Source organism: Streptococcus sanguinis, from assembly GCF_013343115.1.
GTDB classification, from domain to species: domain Bacteria; phylum Bacillota; class Bacilli; order Lactobacillales; family Streptococcaceae; genus Streptococcus; species Streptococcus sanguinis_H.
Genome location: NZ_CP054570.1, coordinates 1,309,590 through 1,326,779 on the forward strand (window position 1 = coordinate 1,309,590; position 17,190 = coordinate 1,326,779).

17 protein-coding genes, 1 tRNA gene, 1 other RNA gene and 2 pseudogenes are annotated in these 17,190 nt (G+C 44.4%); 4 read left to right on the forward strand and 17 right to left on the reverse strand.

Annotation, left to right across the window (positions count from 1 at the left end; translation table 11 throughout):
• Positions 1-187: 187 nt before the first annotated feature.
• Positions 188-1,033, reverse strand: a pseudogene (locus FOC72_RS11715) (sialoglycan-binding domain-containing protein); the annotation flags it as partial.
• Between FOC72_RS11715 and FOC72_RS11720 the strand changes: the two are divergent.
• Positions 996-1,241, forward strand: coding sequence for a hypothetical protein (locus FOC72_RS11720; RefSeq protein ID WP_032914197.1), 246 nt, complete (start codon positions 996-998; stop codon positions 1,239-1,241). The pseudogene FOC72_RS11715 and the gene FOC72_RS11720 sit on opposite strands and share 38 nt — an antisense overlap.
• Before the next feature lie 89 nt (positions 1,242-1,330).
• On the opposite strand, the pseudogene FOC72_RS11725 reads toward FOC72_RS11720, so the two are convergent.
• The 7 genes and pseudogenes from FOC72_RS11725 to dnaG form a co-directional block, all read right to left on the reverse strand.
• A pseudogene (locus FOC72_RS11725) lies at positions 1,331-1,522 on the reverse strand (KxYKxGKxW signal peptide domain-containing protein); the annotation flags it as partial.
• A 209-nt stretch (positions 1,523-1,731) separates the two neighbouring features.
• Positions 1,732-1,819, reverse strand: a tRNA-Ser gene (locus FOC72_RS06205).
• A 38-nt stretch (positions 1,820-1,857) separates the two neighbouring features.
• The gene (locus tag FOC72_RS06210) at positions 1,858-2,709 is read right to left on the reverse strand and encodes a DUF695 domain-containing protein (RefSeq protein WP_002895941.1); all 852 of its coding nucleotides are present in this window, start codon (positions 2,707-2,709) and stop codon (positions 1,858-1,860) included.
• Positions 2,710-2,875: 166 nt separating this feature from the next.
• Positions 2,876-3,224, reverse strand: a transfer-messenger RNA (tmRNA) gene (gene ssrA, locus FOC72_RS06215).
• Between the two features lie 81 nt (positions 3,225-3,305).
• Positions 3,306-3,644 (reverse strand): metal-sulfur cluster assembly factor, encoded by a 339-nt coding sequence (locus FOC72_RS06220; RefSeq protein WP_002895943.1) that lies wholly within the window; start codon positions 3,642-3,644, stop codon positions 3,306-3,308.
• Between the two features lie 127 nt (positions 3,645-3,771).
• Complete coding sequence (gene rpoD, locus FOC72_RS06225) at positions 3,772-4,884, reverse strand: RNA polymerase sigma factor RpoD (RefSeq protein ID WP_002895944.1); 1,113 nt, start codon at positions 4,882-4,884, stop codon at positions 3,772-3,774.
• Positions 4,885-4,886: 2 nt separating this feature from the next.
• Positions 4,887-6,671, reverse strand: a complete 1,785-nt coding sequence (gene dnaG / locus FOC72_RS06230; RefSeq protein ID WP_302479831.1) for a DNA primase — start codon at positions 6,669-6,671, stop codon at positions 4,887-4,889.
• 154 nt (positions 6,672-6,825) lie between these two features.
• Here dnaG and mscL point away from each other — a divergent pair, with 154 nt between their 5' ends.
• Positions 6,826-7,209, forward strand: a complete 384-nt coding sequence (gene mscL / locus FOC72_RS06235) for a large conductance mechanosensitive channel protein MscL (RefSeq protein WP_002895947.1) — start codon at positions 6,826-6,828, stop codon at positions 7,207-7,209.
• A gap of 113 nt (positions 7,210-7,322) precedes the next feature.
• On the opposite strand, the gene rpsU is transcribed toward mscL, so the two are convergent.
• From rpsU to FOC72_RS06265, 6 genes are all read right to left on the reverse strand, one after another.
• A complete protein-coding gene (gene rpsU / locus FOC72_RS06240) occupies positions 7,323-7,499 on the reverse strand; it encodes a 30S ribosomal protein S21 (protein ID WP_000048054.1) in 177 nt (58 codons plus the stop codon).
• A gap of 147 nt (positions 7,500-7,646) precedes the next feature.
• Complete coding sequence (locus FOC72_RS06245; protein ID WP_002895949.1) at positions 7,647-8,330, reverse strand: DUF4956 domain-containing protein; 684 nt, start codon at positions 8,328-8,330, stop codon at positions 7,647-7,649.
• An 11-nt stretch (positions 8,331-8,341) separates the two neighbouring features.
• Positions 8,342-9,073 carry a polyphosphate polymerase domain-containing protein gene (locus tag FOC72_RS06250; protein WP_002895950.1) on the reverse strand — a complete coding sequence of 244 codons (732 nt, stop codon included), beginning with the start codon at positions 9,071-9,073 and terminating at the stop codon, positions 8,342-8,344.
• A 379-nt stretch (positions 9,074-9,452) separates the two neighbouring features.
• Positions 9,453-10,910, reverse strand: a complete 1,458-nt coding sequence (locus FOC72_RS06255; protein WP_002895952.1) for a M56 family metallopeptidase — start codon at positions 10,908-10,910, stop codon at positions 9,453-9,455.
• Positions 10,911-10,925: 15 nt separating this feature from the next.
• Positions 10,926-11,303, reverse strand: coding sequence for a BlaI/MecI/CopY family transcriptional regulator (locus tag FOC72_RS06260; protein WP_002895954.1), 378 nt, complete (start codon positions 11,301-11,303; stop codon positions 10,926-10,928).
• 114 nt (positions 11,304-11,417) lie between these two features.
• On the reverse strand, positions 11,418-11,774 hold the full coding sequence (locus FOC72_RS06265; protein ID WP_002895955.1) for a DUF1304 domain-containing protein: 357 nt from the start codon (positions 11,772-11,774) through the stop codon (positions 11,418-11,420).
• A gap of 189 nt (positions 11,775-11,963) precedes the next feature.
• Between FOC72_RS06265 and FOC72_RS06270 the strand changes: the two genes are divergently transcribed.
• Together FOC72_RS06270 and FOC72_RS06275 are read left to right on the forward strand one after the other, a co-directional pair.
• A complete protein-coding gene (locus tag FOC72_RS06270) occupies positions 11,964-13,280 on the forward strand; it encodes an FAD-containing oxidoreductase (protein WP_002895956.1) in 1,317 nt (438 codons plus the stop codon).
• A 111-nt stretch (positions 13,281-13,391) separates the two neighbouring features.
• Positions 13,392-14,360, forward strand: a complete 969-nt coding sequence (locus FOC72_RS06275; protein ID WP_002895958.1) for an NAD(P)/FAD-dependent oxidoreductase — start codon at positions 13,392-13,394, stop codon at positions 14,358-14,360.
• A gap of 33 nt (positions 14,361-14,393) precedes the next feature.
• Here FOC72_RS06275 and whiA read toward each other — a convergent pair whose 3' ends face one another.
• From whiA to rapZ, 3 genes are read right to left on the reverse strand one after another with little or no spacing between them, the layout of a single operon-like run.
• A complete protein-coding gene (whiA, locus tag FOC72_RS06280) occupies positions 14,394-15,305 on the reverse strand; it encodes a DNA-binding protein WhiA (protein WP_002895960.1) in 912 nt (303 codons plus the stop codon).
• Complete coding sequence (locus tag FOC72_RS06285) at positions 15,302-16,279, reverse strand: YvcK family protein (RefSeq protein WP_002895961.1); 978 nt, start codon at positions 16,277-16,279, stop codon at positions 15,302-15,304. Before FOC72_RS06285 ends, whiA begins: the two co-directional genes overlap by 4 nt.
• Positions 16,276-17,166: an RNase adapter RapZ gene (gene rapZ, locus FOC72_RS06290; RefSeq protein ID WP_002895963.1), complete on the reverse strand. Its 891-nt coding sequence runs from the start codon at positions 17,164-17,166 to the stop codon at positions 16,276-16,278. The genes FOC72_RS06285 and rapZ overlap by 4 nt, the downstream gene beginning before the upstream one ends.
• Between the last annotated feature and the right edge of the window lie 24 nt (positions 17,167-17,190).

Genomic DNA, 17,190 nt, shown 5'->3' on the forward strand with positions numbered 1-17,190 from the left:
CCGACGCGCTCGTGGACGCGGAACTGCTTGCTGAAGTTGAGGCACTAGCAGAGGCTGACTTACTTTCCGCAATAGATTCGATTGTTGAGGTAGAGGCACTGACGGATGCGGAGGTGCTTGCAGATTTGGAAGTACTTCCTTCTCTTGTATCTACCAACTTACTGCCCTCAACAGTGGCCGTTCGCTTATCTGCGAATGTTATAGTAGTCGTACCATTATTAGAAACAGAAATAGCTGTATTTAAGTTTCTATTTGCTACATCTATCACTCTTAAGTTTGGATTGCTCCGTTTAATCGCTTCTCTGACCTGATTTTTTTCAGCCTCAGATAATTGATTAGGATTGTTGACTAATACAGTATTCTCCGGAAGATTTGGTCTGTATCGAATAACAATCCTAAACTGACCATTAAGAATTCTGTCCTTGTTTGTAAGAGCAGCTGAAAATTCCTCATTAGAAACGTTTTGGTTCCCTGCAGCATCAGTAACCATAACATACCGAGTATAGTGACCAATATCTGTATTTACTGGCACATTCCCATGAACCTTGACCTTTAGTAGATTACCTTCTTGAGTGACAGTTTTTTCAATCCATTCAGTTCCCCTACCAGAATCAGTACCATTATACCAACGAACATATGTCTTATTGATATCGAAAGCATTTGAATTATCAGTCGCTGTCGCAACAAACTCAAAACTTTCGCCACGATAGACAGTTATTTCTCCAGGAAAATCAACAACAGGTCTCTCTGTATCAGTAGCATTCGCTACATCACGACGCGTTCTTCTACGCCCAGTCTGACTAGAGGATTCTGTAGACTGCTGGTTGCTTGTAGAGTTGCCGGTTTCTGATGCAGACGATGCAGAGGTCTGACTGGCAGAAACTGACTGAGAAGAACTGGTTGGCTGACTAGTACTAGCACTGACTGAATCAGATGCACTTGAAGATACTGAAAGAGACTCAGATACACTTAAGGAATCTGAGACTACTTGAGATGTGCTAGCACTGATAGAGGCAGAGCTAGACTGTGACATTGACTCTGAAGCTGAGATGCTGGCAGAGATAGATGCACTGACAGAAGCACTGGCACTGGCTGAGGATGTATCTGATACAGACTCTGACTCAGTATGTGAGCTTGTCGTTGCGGTCGCTGCCTCAGCAGCACTGCTTTCTTCTCCTAAAACTGTTTCACCACGTGTCGCTAAAACGTCTGTCGTGTCGATGACTTTTTCCAGAGCCTGATCTTCTTCTGCGTGGACGGTTGTGTTGGTCACAAGAGCACCGCCCAGGACGGCCCCCGTAGCGACAATGCCCCTCAAAAAGTCTATGCCGCTCTTCTTATCGGTAACTGGTTGCTCGGTTACCTTGAGCTCGATCGTTGAAAGGCCTCCCCCCTTCATTGATCTAAAAAGGCCAAACTGCGATGTTGCAGCACGTAGCCAATGCTTACCCGATTTAATCAGCTTAAAACGAGTCACACGCTCTACTTCGTGGTACTTACCTTTTTGACGTTTAAAAAACATAATTCTCCCTTTAATTTATATCCTTTTTAAAAATCCATTAATCCCATTTTACCACACTATTAGAGAAATTGAACAATAATTTACTTATTTTTTTTGCTGAAATTGTTTTCAAGCATTTCCAAAAAACTCATTTTCAAAAAGAATCACCTTACTTTCATAACCCTTTTCAAATAGAAAAAACGCCAAATAGCGTTTCTTGCAACTTATGACGGAAGACATGGGATTCGAACCCACGCACGCTTTTACACGCCTACTGCGTTTCCAACACAGCCTCTTAAGCCTCTTGAGTAATCTTCCACAAAAGAGAAAGTCCAGCTTTCTCAAAACTTTAACCATTATACCACATTACAGCCCCAACCGCCATAGTTTCCGTTAAATTTTTTCACAAATTCGACCAAAGTCCAAACATTCTGGTTCAAATCAAAGATTTCCGTCGTATCCATACGAATCACGTGCAGCTGATATGGTTTGTCCGCATCTTCTATCTTTTCAGCAGATACGAGGCTATATCCCAGTTCTTCGATTTCCTTTAGGAAACCATCTCGGTCTTCCTCAGAAGCGAAATAGGCCCAATGGTCAATCTCGCGCTCCTGACTATGGTCATCGCCGTCCTGCTCCAGCTGGTACCAGACCCGCTGGTTGAGAATGGTCTGATACTCGTATTCATTAGGATAGAGAAAGTCAAAGTACTGATCCCACTCCTCATCTTCCAAGGTCGCTGAGTCATAGCGGCGGTCTGGAAAGTCACGCATCACGTTTGCAATCGGCTCCAGATGGCTTTTCTTATCTTGCAGATAGTAGTAAAACTCAATATTTCCATCTGTCGTAATCACACCGACATGAATGCCACCGACCTGGCCCAAAGCCTCAGTAAGCCGGTCCTCAATCACATTCAGCTCTCCAAACTCACTGCTAGATGGAAAACCCGTCTCCCCATCATACTGGAGGAGCGAAATCTTAAGCCTCATAGCATAGGTATAGAGAGAATAGGGTGCCTCATCAGCAAGAGCTAGATTCAGACGGATACTAGCCAACTTGTCATCAATATAGGTTGAGAAAGATCCCCACTCACTCGGAAAAGAATCTTCAGAAGGCACATCAAGCACTGCTTCTTCAACCTTTTCTACTTTCTCTTCCTCTTGCTCTCGCTCTCGCTGCTTACCAAACAGATTCTTAAAAAAACTCATATCAAACTTCCCTTAATACTTATGAAATCAACCCAATAGAAATACAAATATTTCCTTTGTCATCACTAACATCATTGTATTACTTTTTCAGATAGAAATCAAGATTTCCTGGACATTGTAAAAGCAAAAAACGCTGATTTCTCAACGCTTTAGAAAGATTTTAAAATAATGGAGCCGGTGGGAGTCGAACCCACGTCCAAACACCTGCTAACACATTTGTCTACAACCATAGGCTATGTATTGGTTTAACTTCACTTTGACACATAGCTCAAGCCCAAGTCAAGCGAGTCTATCAATCTCTTGCAAAATCCCTAGACCAGATTTTGCCGTAGCTTGCTCATAATAAGACCTGTCATCAGACACAAGCAATCCGAATCGGGTCACGCTGGCTGGTTTTTAGGCAGCTACAGCGTAAGAATTGTTATTTTTTGCAGTTATATTTAACTGGCGTTTTACATCCGCTAGATGAGTTGCAAAATGTGCCTCATAATGCCTGTCGAATCCGTAACGACCCCAAGACAATAGGAACATTATAACAGAATCTGCTAAAAAAAGCAAAAGCCTGCACGCAGCAGGCCAGCACTTACTATCAGTTCTTAGCGAATCCCCAAAGCAATCCGAGCATAACGGCTCATCTTTTCCACCGTCCAAGCTGGGTACCAAACCAACTTAACATCAGTCTTGGTAACCTCTGGAACATCTGACATGGCATCATAGATCTGGTCAGTCAGAAGATCCGCCAGAGGGCACCCCATGGTTGTCAGGGTCATATCGATTTCCGTTTCTCCATTGGTCTCGTCAAAACGGATTTCATAGATTAGACCTAGATTGACAATATCAATTCCCAATTCTGGGTCAATGACTTGCTCCAAGCTCTCTAAAATACGCGTTTTAATCTTTTCAACTTCTTCAGGGCTGTATTTTTTTTCTGACATGCAATATCCTCCTTATAGATAGAGCAAAAATTTCAAGTTAGCTTGAGGGGGCTTTTGTTTTTCAGCTAGAATTGCCGACTTAACGCTTCCTAATGAAAAATTTCTGCCCCTTTTTGCTCTTCACTTCTTAATCTTCAATAAAGTCTCTGAGTGGTTTACTGCGGCTTGGATGGCGAAGTTTACGCAGGGCCTTGGCTTCAATCTGGCGAATCCGCTCGCGGGTAACATTGAAGACCTTACCGACATCTTCCAGTGTCCGCATTTTCCCATCGTCCAGACCAAAGCGCAGACGCAAGACGTTTTCTTCGCGGTCTGTCAGCGTATCCAAGACCTCATCCAGCTGCTCACGAAGGACAACACGAGTAGTATAGTCGACTGGATTTTCAATCACTTCATCTTCGATAAAGTCACCCAGATGACTGTCGTCTTCCTCACCGATAGGGGTCTCCAGCGACACTGGCTCCTGGGCAATCTTGAGAATCTCACGAACCTTGTCAGGTGTCATATCCATACGCTCAGCGATTTGCTCAGGCGTAGGATCTTGACCTAATTCCTGCAAGAGATTGCGTTGCTCGCGGACTAGCTTGTTAATAGTTTCCACCATGTGGACTGGAATCCGAATAGTCCGAGCTTGGTCAGCAATCGCACGGGTAATGGCCTGACGAATCCACCAAGTCGCATACGTTGAAAACTTAAATCCTTTGGTGTAGTCAAACTTATCAACGGCTTTCATCAGCCCCATGTTCCCTTCTTGAATCAAATCAAGGAACTGCATGCCACGGCCAACATAGCGCTTAGCAATGGAAACAACCAGACGAAGATTGGCCTCAGCCAGACGCTGCTTGGCTTCCAAGTCTCCCTGCTCTACCAAGATAGCCAGCTCCTGCTCTTCTTCATTGCTGAGAAGGGGCACAACCCCGATTTCTTTCAGATACATGCGGACTGGGTCATTGACCTTGGCTGAATTGCTGCCCAAGAGCTCTTCATCTGTCAGCTCCGCTTCTTCCTCTTCAGTATTCAAGACGCGCGCGCTGGGATTTCCTTCCTTATCTGTAATTGAGATGCCAGCATCCTGGATGCGCTGCAGCAAATCCTCAATCCCATCAGCGTCCAAAGTGAAAGGAATGACCAACTGATCATTGATTTCATCATCTGTCGCAACTCCAGTCTGCTTGTGGTTGCGGATAAATTCTGCAATTTGAACGTCTAATGTTGTTACTTCTTTTTGTTTTGTAGCCATTCCTACTCCATTCTTCTTTTTTGCTCAATCAAGCGCTCCAACTCGGACAGGGCTGTATCCGTATCTCCGCTGTGAGAGGCTTCTCGAATCTTCTTACTAATAAACTGATTATGCTTGCGCAAAATCTCCCGCTCTCTGGTTTCTTCCACTTCTTTCAATTCATCTTCCAAAACCTCATCCGGCAAGTCTTCTTCCAAGACGCGGTACCAAGCCTGCTGGACATGATCCGGCAGCTGGGACAAATCCTGCGGTGTCACCTCGCCATTTGCCAGTAAAATCTCATACAAGGCCTGCAATTCTTCCGAGTCAAAGACAAAATCTTCTCTCAGACGGTATTGGTTCAAAATCAAAGGATGATGTATCATGCGGTGGAAGATATGATTTTCCGCCCTCATGAGCCGACTCAGCCGGTTCGAAGGCGAAAACTGCATGACGGCTGGTTGAGACTGCTGAATCGGCGCCTCCTGACTGCGACTAGAGCGCTCAGCAAGCCGACTGTTATTTACCGTCTGCTCCACCTGCTGATAGTCAAAGTCCGGCAGCAACTCAGCCAGCATGTAAATATAGGAGTTCTGAGCTGTGATGGACTTGGTCTTCGCAATAATCGGCGCCATCTTCTCTACAAACTCAATCTGAGCCTGTAGATTTTCAATATTATCTGGTTTCAGATGATGCAGCAGAAACTCCACATTACTTATTCGCGTTTTGCTCAGCAAATGCTGCAAATCTTCCTCAGAATTTTTAGCTAGAAATTCATCGGGGTCCAAATTATCCGGAATCCGAACAATTTCCACCGTCATATCTCTCAGCTCATCCAAAGCCTTAGCAGTCGCTGCCTGCCCTGCCCGATCTCCATCGTAAGACAGGATAATCTTCTTGCAATACTTGCTCAGATGCTGAATATGCTCAGGCGTCAGAGCTGTTCCCATCGAGGCAACCGCATTTTCAATCCCTGCCCGATAGGCCGCAATCACGTCCATGAAGCCCTCCATCAGATAAACCTCATGGCTCTTCTTGATAACCGGCTTGGCCTTATCCAGATGATAAAGTTCGTAGCTTTTATTGAAAATAGCGGTGCTGCGACTGTTTTTATACTTGGCCTGATGCCCGTCTGAAGCCGCTGCCTGCCAAATCCGTCCGGAAAAAGCCACAACCTGCCCACTGTCATTGGTCAGGGGAAACATAATCCGATTCTGAAAGGCATCATAGACCAGATTATTCTCCGCCAGATTAAAGAGTCCCGAGTTCATGATGGTATTCTCATCAAATTTGCCAGCCATACTCTTATGAAGATAATTCCCCTCATTAGGAGCCAGCCCGATTTGAAAATGCTTAAGAACATCATCTGTCAGCCCCCGCTGGTAGAGATAAGCCCGCGCTTCCTCTCCCATCTTGGTCGTCATCAGAACCGCATGATAAAATTTCGCTGCCTCGGTATGGATATCGTAGAGAGCCTGGTGCGGATGGCTTTGTCTCAGTCGGTCGTTGCCCGCTGTCTCTACAGCCAAGGGAATCCCTGCCCGATCTGCTACAATCTGCACAGCATCCATAAAGGAAACGCCTCGATAATCCTCAATGAATTTGAAGACATCGCCCGACTTGCCGCAGCCAAAACAGTGATAAAACTGCTTGTCCTCTACAACGTTAAAAGAGGGCGTCTTTTCGCCATGAAAGGGACAGAGTCCCAGGAAATTCCGCCCAGCCTTGGTCAAGGCCACCGTTTCTCCTATGACATCGACGATATTGACGCTGTTTTTAATTTCAGAAATGATTTCTTTATCAATCAAGAGACAATACCTCCAATTTATCATAGAATATCATTCTATATTTTATACTAAAATGAAGCAAATGTAAAATATTTGACAAACAAATATCTTGTAGATGTCATATAAATAAGCTATAATATAATCACATTAATAAATTCTTGAAAGGAAAGAAAGAATGTTAAAGGATCTTAAAGAATTCTTGCTGCGTGGGAACGTGATTGATTTGGCAGTCGGTGTGATCATCGCCAACGCTTTTGGAGCAATCGTCACTTCATTGATTACTGACGTAATCACTCCCCTCTTCCTCAACCCAATTTTGAAAGCTGCAAACTTGGAGCAAATTTCTCAATTGAAATGGAACGGGATCGCTTATGGTAACTTCTTGAGCGCTGTAATTAACTTCTTGGTAATCGGTACTGTTCTCTTCTTCATCGTTAAGTCTGCTGAAAAAGCACAAAGCCTTGCTAAGAAGAAGGAAGAAGCTGAAGAAGCGCCAGCTGGACCAACTGAATTGGAAGTCCTGCAAGAAATCAAAGCTTTGTTGGCTGAGAAAAAATAAAGAGAATTCACTGATGAAAATCAGTGTTTTTTTCTTGCCTATTGCTCACAATCATCCCCTTCTCTCCAAAGAGTGAAAACAAAAAACAGACCGGAGTCTGCTTTTTTGTTCAATTAGAATTTTTTACGTTTACGAGCTGCTTCTGATTTGCGTTTGCGTTTTACAGAAGGTTTTTCATAGAATTCACGTTTGCGTGTTTCTTGAAGAGTACCAGCTTTAGTAACCGCACGTTTGAAACGACGAAGTGCATCATCAAGTGATTCATTCTTGCGTACTACTGTTTTTGACATTTTTTTCACTCCCTTCAAGTCCAAAATCTATATAATCATACCACATATAGAAAAGAGTGTCAAGTATTTTCTGTAAGTATGATGTATCCCCTTTTTATGATACAAACAAGAAAACCAACTGCTCTGTTGCAGCTGGTCTTCTTTTGCTTAGAGGGTTTTCCGCTTCTTGGCAGCTTTGGAAAGGGAAATGTCCTGCACCTTATCATAGAACAGGAACTGCTGAATGAGCTCTCTGTCGCTCATGTCAGGATTCAAGTCAACAACATAGTCCAGCTTAATAGACTTCTTTTCAGCCGACTTGAGAGATGTCAGTTCGGCTGATTTACAAGTCGTTTCAAAGATAGCATCAAAGAGTACTTCGTAGTCAAAGTCAGCTGGAACCTGAACCTGAACATAACGTCTGGTCGGACTGACTGAAGTAAAGCTCATCTTTTCAAAGAGCATCCAGATGCCTGAAATAGCTAGAGTAAAGACAATTCCCAGTGCTACAAAGCCCATCCCTGTTGTAATCCCGATAGCCGTCGCCATAAAGATGGCTAGGAGCTCCTTGGAGCCACCAGCGGCCGACCGGAAACGAATCAAGCTGAAAGTCCCTGCTACGGCGACACTGGTACCCAGATTTCCATTAACCAAGAAGATGATAATGGAAATAATGGCTGGCAAAAGGGAGAGAGTGACGACAAATTCCTTAGTATAAATGGTTTGGCGCTTATAGACCTTGGCCAAGATAATTCCTAGAACCACACTAGTTGCTAGTGAAAAAATCAATGCTAAAGGATTTATCTTGACTTCCGTGGAGGAGTAGATACTGTTAAATAACTGATTGAGCATAGACTACCTCCTCAGGCCTTGACTGTTCGAGTCAGCCTTTCTTTAGTTTTCAGGTAGGCATTGCCGTATTTTGAGAAGGACTGGTCTTCAAGACCGTATTTATTCAGAATATCAGCCAACCACTGAGGATATTGACCAGGAACCTTGATTTCCATAATCACCTTGTCGTCATCCAGCAAGGGCAGTCCATAGCGGCCTAAAGCCAAGTCTACATCATAATCACGGTAGCGGATGTTGGAATCAACTGTCACACGGACTTTTTTATCTTCCAAGCCTCTCATAGAGTAGCGATCATAGCTAATCACCATTTTTGGCTTCAAGTCTATATAGCGCTCCTGTAACTGCTCCACTTCTGCCTTGACCCGATCATCAGAAATAGTATGGTCTGCCACACCGTTCACAATATAGTTGGTCACAGAGAGAGGATTCGAAACCAAACGGTATTTGAAGCCTACTTCATCACGTTTCTTCTTGATTTCTAAGAAAACTTGACTATCATCATTTGGCTGCTCAGCATAAGTCCGCATCCGCATTTTTTCGCGACCACCTTTTCTAGCAATGGAATCCTGAATCATCTGGAACTCATCATTATCAAAATACACATTGGAAATGGTTGATGTCGCATAATCATCTGCGGTGAGGTGAGGCCTCATGTCAGCTTCAAGACGAGCTAGCATTGCTCGGTCAAGAATATACTTCGTTTCGATTCGTTGGAAATTTGTTTGGATTTGCTTTTGTTTCATTTGAATTCTCCTTTGATTCTACAAATGTAGTTTGTGCTTTTAAAAGAAATAGAGCTTCCGCTCTGCATCCTACAAGCGTCTAGATAAGTTTTACTTTCTTCTCCTTTCCAAGCAGTATTTTTCAAAAACATTCTACAAATGTAGTTTATAAATTTATTCTACAATTGTCGTTTGTGAATGTCAAGAAAAAAGATAAATAATCTTTCAGATTGTTTTTGGTATTAGGAAACGAAGTACAAACTGTAAGCAAAATCGTCCTAAAATAAAGATAAACTGATGACAAACTGCTCTTGGAGGATTACCAAATCCCCCTTTGAGAAGATAATAAAATTCTACCAGTCTAAGCTTTTAAGAAACTTAAACTGGCAGAATCCTTTATTTAATCGTCATCATGGTCATCATCATCGTCCGGATCATCGGTGTCTGTCGTATGAGAGGAACTGTTCTGAGTCGGAGTTTGAACAGTCGCTGTACTAGCTCCAGTAGAGCCCGCTGCTCCCGTATTCCCTGCGCCTGCAGTAGAACTGTTGTCAGCTTGATTCGATTCAGCAGACGAGGATGGACTGACTTCTTTTTCGACCGTTACCGTCTTTTCGACAATGGTATGCTGCTTGGATTGGATTAGTTTTCCATCCTTAGCATTGACAATGGTTTCATGGGCTGTTTGCCCATGTGAGAAGCGGATTTTATAGGTGTCTTTCTCACGCGAAATTTGTAAATCTTTAATATCTTTTTCAGAAAGAGACAGCTCTTTTAAGACGGCCGCTAGAACCTGACGCTGACTGAGTCCTTGAGACTGTTTTTGCCCTGCAACAGGTCTGCTTTGTTGGGCAGCTGGACTTTCTAGAGCAAAGACCGAGCTAGTCAGGAGCAAAAGGAGAGGAACTGCTACTACAAAGGCAGCAGACAGAAACCTCTTGGGTAGGCGGTTATCCATAATACCAACAATCCGCCGCTTGAGATTAAACTTATCAGAGTAAAAGCAGGTCGTCAGAGCAATTGGAGTCTTCTTACTGCGGTCTATCATGGTCAGAATCGTTTCGCCGTAGAAAGTCCGATACTCTGTATCTCTACTGCTTAGAACATCGTAATCACAGTACATTTCTCCTGCTTCCTGGGTTTCACGGCAGGCAAAGCGGACAACCGGATTAAACCAATGAAGACTCTTGGCAAAAATCCCTAAGAGATTGATTAAAACATCGCGGTGTTTGTAGTGAGTCAGCTCATGTTTAAAAATCAGCTGCAGCTCTTCTTCTGTGTAGTCCAACTCTGGCAGCACGATTAAAATATCTCTGAAGCCTAGCAGCATAGGACTTTGGGACATAGGATAGTGGAGCAGACGAATCCGGCCCTTAACTCCCATCTCCTGCTGAACAGCCTGAAGCTGAGCCATCGCTTCTTCGTCCTGAAACTCCGTGCCCCAGCGCTTCAGCATCTTTCTGAAGCGAATATAAGAATAAGCATATCTTCCAATACTAAAGACAAAGCCAATCAGCCAGATAGCAAAGAGAATTTCAAACCAAGGCAGATTTAGAAAAGCCTCCCACAGATTTGGCTGAGCAGCTTTTTCAACAGTTTGAGAGGCGCCCTGCGTTCCACCTGTCTGGGTGGCAGTCACTGCTGTCTGAACTACCGATCCTGTATTCAGCCGAATCAGGCCTGAGCCAAATTGGGGACGGAACGGAAACAGAAAACTCAGCAATATCAGAAACCAAATAAAATACTTCACTCTGACCGAAATCTTAGTCTTAAAGGCCGTAAAAAGCAGACTAAGCAAAAGCACCAAAATGGATGTCGACAAACTGGTCAGAAGAAAAGAAAGAAGGAACTGTTTCATGCTTATCCCTCCATCCTACTTTCCTTGGTTGAGCAAACTGCGCAGCTCATCCAATTCATTTTCCGAAAAGGAGTTAGAAGAAAAAAGTGTTTTGACAAACCCGCCCATAGAACGGCCGCTGTGACGCTTCAAGAAATCCGAAGCCTCAACTTCCAAATACTCATCTTCTGAGATCAAGGCTGTATACTGCCTTTCACGCCCCTTGCGGACACTTTCTAAAAAGCCCTTTTCTGTTAAGCGAGCCAAGACTGTCAGCAAAGTCTGGGGCTTCCAGTGATTGTCTGGTCCCAGCTTTTCCATGATACGGGCAGAGGTCGTCGGGGTAGGCAGTTGCCAAATTACTTTTAAAATAGTAAATTCCCCATCTGGCAAACGTTTAATAGATCTTTTCATCGTTCCCACGCGCTTTCTAAATTAATGCTATTTCTATTTTTATTCTACACTTGTCTAACAAAAAAGTCAATTATTATATAAAAAAGAGTGGGAAATCAATTTTCCTCACTCTATTTAGAAAAATAAACTAAGCAGGGTCAGCATAGCCAGCCCTCCCTGCTTGAACAGGATTTTGGGGTCACTGGTCACTGCACCGTAAGCTGCTACCAAGATGATATAAACCATAAAAATTCCCAGCCAAAACGAACTAGGCTGTACAAAGGCCGCAATCAAGACCAAAACAGCTATCAATCCGTTATAAACTCCTTGGTTTTTGAAAAGAGTATTGACCGACTGCTGCTCCAACTCCTCTTGCGACATGCCGAAAACCCGAGCTGTCGCCGCAGAAGTCGTCGCGAAGGTCTCCAAGTACAGGATGTAGAAAAATTCCAAGGCAACCAAGCTTGCCAAAATAAGTGTAATAATAGACATTTTGCCCTCCTAAAATAAATAATGAAACTTAGTATAACACAGACTGACTGGAACTGCGAAAACATTGCTCAAAAATGGACATTCTGTATAAAAATAAACACTAAAAATACTGAAGAAAAAAAGCGTAGCAGAAATCAGCAATTTCTGACTAGATGTGATACAATCTTTTTTGAAAAATGGAGGTAAATTATGTTAACCTATGATTTAATTGTCATCGGCTTTGGTAAGGCCGGTAAAACATTCGCAGCCAAAATGGCGGCCCAAGGAAAAAAAGTTGCTTTGATTGAGCGAAGCAAGGCTATGTACGGGGGAACCTGCATTAATATCGCCTGCATCCCAACCAAAACCCTGCTTGTCGCTGCTGAAAAAGGCCTGGCTTTCGATCAAGTCATGGCTGAAAAGAACGCTGTAACCAGCCGTCTCAACGGGAAGAACTACGCAGCAATCAGTGGCGCTGGTGTCGACATCATTGATGCGGAAGCTCATTTTCTTTCAAATAAGGTCATCGAAATCACAGCTGGCGATGAGAAAGAGGAACTGACTGCTGAAACTATTGTCATCAATACTGGTGCTGTTTCCAACGTCCTGCCAATTCCTGGACTGACTGAAACCAAGCATGTCTATGACTCAACTGGCATTCAAAATCTGAAGGAACTTCCTAAACGTTTAGGAGTTCTGGGTGGCGGTAACATTGGCCTAGAATTTGCTGGACTTTACAATAAAATGGGCAGTCAGGTGACTGTGCTGGATGCTGCTCCGGTCTTTCTCCCTCGAGTAGAGCCTTCTATCGCTGCTCTAGCTAAGCAGTACATGGAAGAAGACGGAATCCAACTCTTACAAAATGTACGTACCACACAGGTCAAAAATGATGGTGACGAAGTTGTAGTTGTGACAGAATCTGGAGAATTCCGCTTTGATGCCCTACTCTATGCTACCGGTCGTAAGCCGAATGTTGAACCACTACAGTTGGAAAATACAGATATCGAGCTGACAGAGCGCGGAGCGATTAAGGTCGATAAGCACTTGGAAACATCTGTACCTGGTGTATTTGCAGCGGGCGATGTCAATGGTGGTCTGCAGTTTACTTATATCTCATTGGATGACTTCCGTATCCTTTATAGCTATCTGGCTGGCGATGGCAGCTACACACTGGAAGACCGTAAAAACGTCCCTACCAGCATGTTCATCACACCACCTTTGGCTCAAATCGGATTGACTGAGAAAGAAGCCAAAGAGCAAGGATTGCCGATTGCAGTTAAGGAGATTCCAGTTGCCGCAATGCCTCGCGGACATGTCAACGCTGACTTACGCGGTGCTTTCAAGGCTGTTGTCAATACAGAGACCAAGGAAATCGTCGGAGCAACAATCTTCTCAGCAGGGGCTCAGGAAATTATCAATATCCTGACTGTAGCCATGGATAATAAGATTCCTTACACCTACTTGAGCAAGCAAATCTTCACCCACCCAACGCTGGCTGAAAACCTCAATGATTTATTTGTTATCTAATTTTAAGCCCCAGCTGGGGCTTTTAAGATGGCTTCAAAACATTTGCTTACATTTCAACCACTTTTTGTGGTACAATAATGCTAGTTTATTTTAAAAAGATTGAGGAAAATTATGTCTGAACTGTATGATATTACGATTGTCGGCGGCGGCCCAGTTGGCCTATTCGCAGCTTTTTACGCTCATCTACGCCAAGCCAAGGTTAAAATCATTGATTCCCTGCCTCAGCTGGGTGGTCAGCCGGCCATTCTCTATCCAGAGAAGAAGATTCTGGATGTGCCAGGCTTTACCAATCTAAGTGGCGAAGAGTTGACACAGCGTCTGATTGAGCAACTAGAAACATTCCAGACAGAGATTTGCCTCAATGAAACGGTTCTGAATATCGTTAAATCTGGTGATGGCTTCTCTATCACGACTTCTCAAGTCCAGCATCAAACCAAAACCATCATCATCGCCATGGGAGGTGGCGCCTTCAAACCGAGAGCTTTGGAGCTAGACGATGCTGAAGCCTACAGCAACCTCCACTATCACGTTTCAAACATCAGTCAGTACGCAGGCAAAAAGGTTGTTGTTCTGGGCGGCGGTGACTCGGCTGTTGACTGGGCGCTAGCTTTTGAAAAGATTGCAGAAACCAGTCTGGTTCATCGTCGGGACAACTTCCGAGCTTTAGAGCATAGTGTGGAAGAACTCAAGGCTTCTAGTGTTGAGATTAAGACACCATTTATACCGAGCCGATTGGTTGGTGAAAATGGCAAGATAACCCACTTGGAAATCAGCCAAGTCAAAGGAGAGGAAAGTCAGCTTCTGCCTCTGGATCACCTCTTTGTCAACTACGGTTTTAAATCCTCTGTCGGCAATCTCAAAGATTGGGGCTTGGAGCTCAACCGTCACAAAATCTTAGTCAATAGCAAGCAAGAAACTTCCGTGCCAGGTATCTATGCAGCTGGTGACTGCTGCAGCTACGAGGGAAAGATTGACTTGATTGCGACTGGGTTAGGTGAGGCACCTACTGCTGTCAACAATGCCATTAACCATATCTATCCTGAGCAAAAAGTCCAACCCAAACATTCTACAAGCCTATAAAAAAACAGCTGCCGAGCTCAAGCTCAGCAGCTTTTATAATTCATCTGCGATTTTATTGATTTTTCTCAAGCGATGATTGACGCCGCTCTTAGTCAGTGGCCGGCTCAGACTATCAGCCAACTGCTGGATGGAGTAGTCTGGATGCTGGATGCGAAGCTGGGCTACCTCCTGCAGGTCTACAGGTAGACTCTCAATGCCAATATTATCACTGATTTTAGCAATATTGTTGATGGTTTTCATACTGGCTGTGACCGTGCGAGCGATGTTCGCTGTCTCCGCATTATTAGCTCGATTGAGGTCATTACGCGCTTCCCGCATGAGCTTAAGAGACTCAAACTCAGCCATGGCTTCCATAGCCCCGATGACAATGAGAAAATCCATGATGTCCTCAGCCCGCTGCAGATAAGTAACAGCCCCCTTCTTGCGCTCAATGGTCTTGGCATCCAGCAGAAAACGGCGCATTAAGGCAGCCAAATCCTCAGCATGATCCAGATAAACGGACAGGATTTCCAGCTGGTATTTGCCTGAGTCTGGCTCCCGCATGCTGCCATTTGAGAGAAAGGCTCCCCGTAGGTAGGCTCGACTGGCTTCGTCATCAGTCAAAATAGCCTGGTCAATCCCTGCCTCGATACCAAAAAAGGAGTCAGCCAAGTGCAGGTCAGAAAGGATTTCTTCCACTTTCTGATCCAGAAATACTGTATAAACACGGTTCTTGCGCAGATTGGTCTTCTGATGGTGACGGATTTCTGACTTGACCTGATAGAGGTCCGACAGCAACTCATAGAGATGGCGGGCAATCTTAGCATTTTCTGTTGTGACAGATAGGGTCAAACCACTGCTGGCTAAGCCCAGACTGCCAGACATCTTGATCATGGCTGACAGCTCATTTTTATCTCTGTTTGCCAGACTCAGCAGTTCTTCTTTTACTTTTACTGTAAAGCTCATTTACGTACCTGTATAATCTGCATCAATTCGTCAACGACCAACTCACCATCATGGAAAGCTCCGCCATTTTCCAAACGAAGAAAATTCGAAGAAATAACGCGCGGAACCTGCTCTTGCAACCCCTGAAAATCATGCTCCACCTGTACCAGATATTCGTCAAACTGGTTACTGTCCATATACTCATGAGGGACAGGTTCGATATTGACCAAGACTGTATCTACAAACTTCCTGCCTAAATGACGGTGCAGAACTTGGACGTGGTCGCTGTCTGAAAAATGCTCTGTTTCACCTCGCTGGGTCATAATATTGCAGACATAGGCCACTTCAGCCTTGGTGTCTAGAAGAGCTTGGCCAATTTCCTCAATAACGAGATTAGGCAAGATAGAGGTAAATAGCGAACCAGGCCCCAGAACCACCATATCGCTCTCTAGGATACTTTCAACCACCTTTTTACTGGCAGCAGGCTTCTTGTCATCATAGGTATTGGTCACATAGACCCGCTCAATCATCCCACTCTTGCTGGTCAGATTGCTTTCACCGACAACTTCCGTCCCATCTGCAAACACAGCATGCAGAGTTAGGGGGGTGTCGCTAGAAGGGTAAATTTTTCCTGTCGTATGGAAGAACTTGGTCAAAAGCTGCATGGCATTATAAGTTGAGCCCTGCATTTCGGAAATGCCAGCAATAATCAGATTGCCCAAAGGATGCCCCGCTAGAACGCCGTCTCCTTCCGCAAAGCGATACTGGAAGACCTTCTCATAAAACTTTGGCATGTCGGACATAGCTACCAGGACATTTCGCAGGTCACCCGGCGGAGTCAGCTGCTGGATGTTTTTTCTCAGCTCACCAGAACTGCCTCCATCATCTGCTACTGTAACAATGGCTGTAATCTCTACGTCCTTTTTACGCAGGCTGTCTAAAATAACTGAAATTCCTGTTCCACCGCCAATGACTGTAATTCTTGGCTTTCTCATGAGCGGTTCACCGTTTCTTTCCGACGGTTTTTGTCGCGGTGACTGGCATTGACCGGCCAATTTTTAGCCAAATCATCTGCTAAGCGTTGAGCAAAGGCTACACTGCGGTGCTGACCACCCGTACAGCCCACAGCAATAGTCAGGATAGACTTACCTTCCTTCTGATAGCCTGGCAAGATCGGCTCTATCAAGCCCAGCAGATGCTGATAAAATTCTTCTGACTCGGCATGGTTCATGACATAGTCAAAGACATCCTTGTCCAAGCCTGTCTGATTGCGCAGCTCAGTCTTATAGTAGGGATTGGGCAGAAAGCGCACATCAAAGACCAAGTCTGCATCCAAAGGCAGACCGTATTTGAAACCAAAACTCATGACTTCAATACGGAAACTGTGCATCTCGTCCTGATTTGAGAATTGCTCAGAGATGGTCTTTCTGAGCTCCCGTGGTGTCAAATCTGTTGTGTCCACAACATTTTGGCTAAGATTCTTCAGAGGGGCTAAAAGTTCGCGCTCCAGCTTAATCCCATCTAAAATCCGTCCATCAGCTGCCAACGGATGGCTGCGACGCGTTTCCTTGTAACGAGCCACCAACTCCTTATCCGCCGCATCTAGGAAAAGAATCTTGAAATCAATGTTCTCATTTTGCTCTAATTCATCCAAAACGTTCTGAATTTGCAAAAAGAAGGAACGGCTCCGCATATCGACAACCAGAGCTAATTTATCATTGTCAGTAGTCCCTTCGACTAGCTGCAAGAACTTCGGCACCAGAGTTGGCGGCATATTATCAATGGTAAAATAACCTAAGTCTTCAAAGGACTGGATGGCTACGGTTTTCCCCGCCCCACTCATTCCAGTCACAATGACAAGCTGAATTTTCTTCTCAGACATAATAATCCTTTCATCAGATAGAAT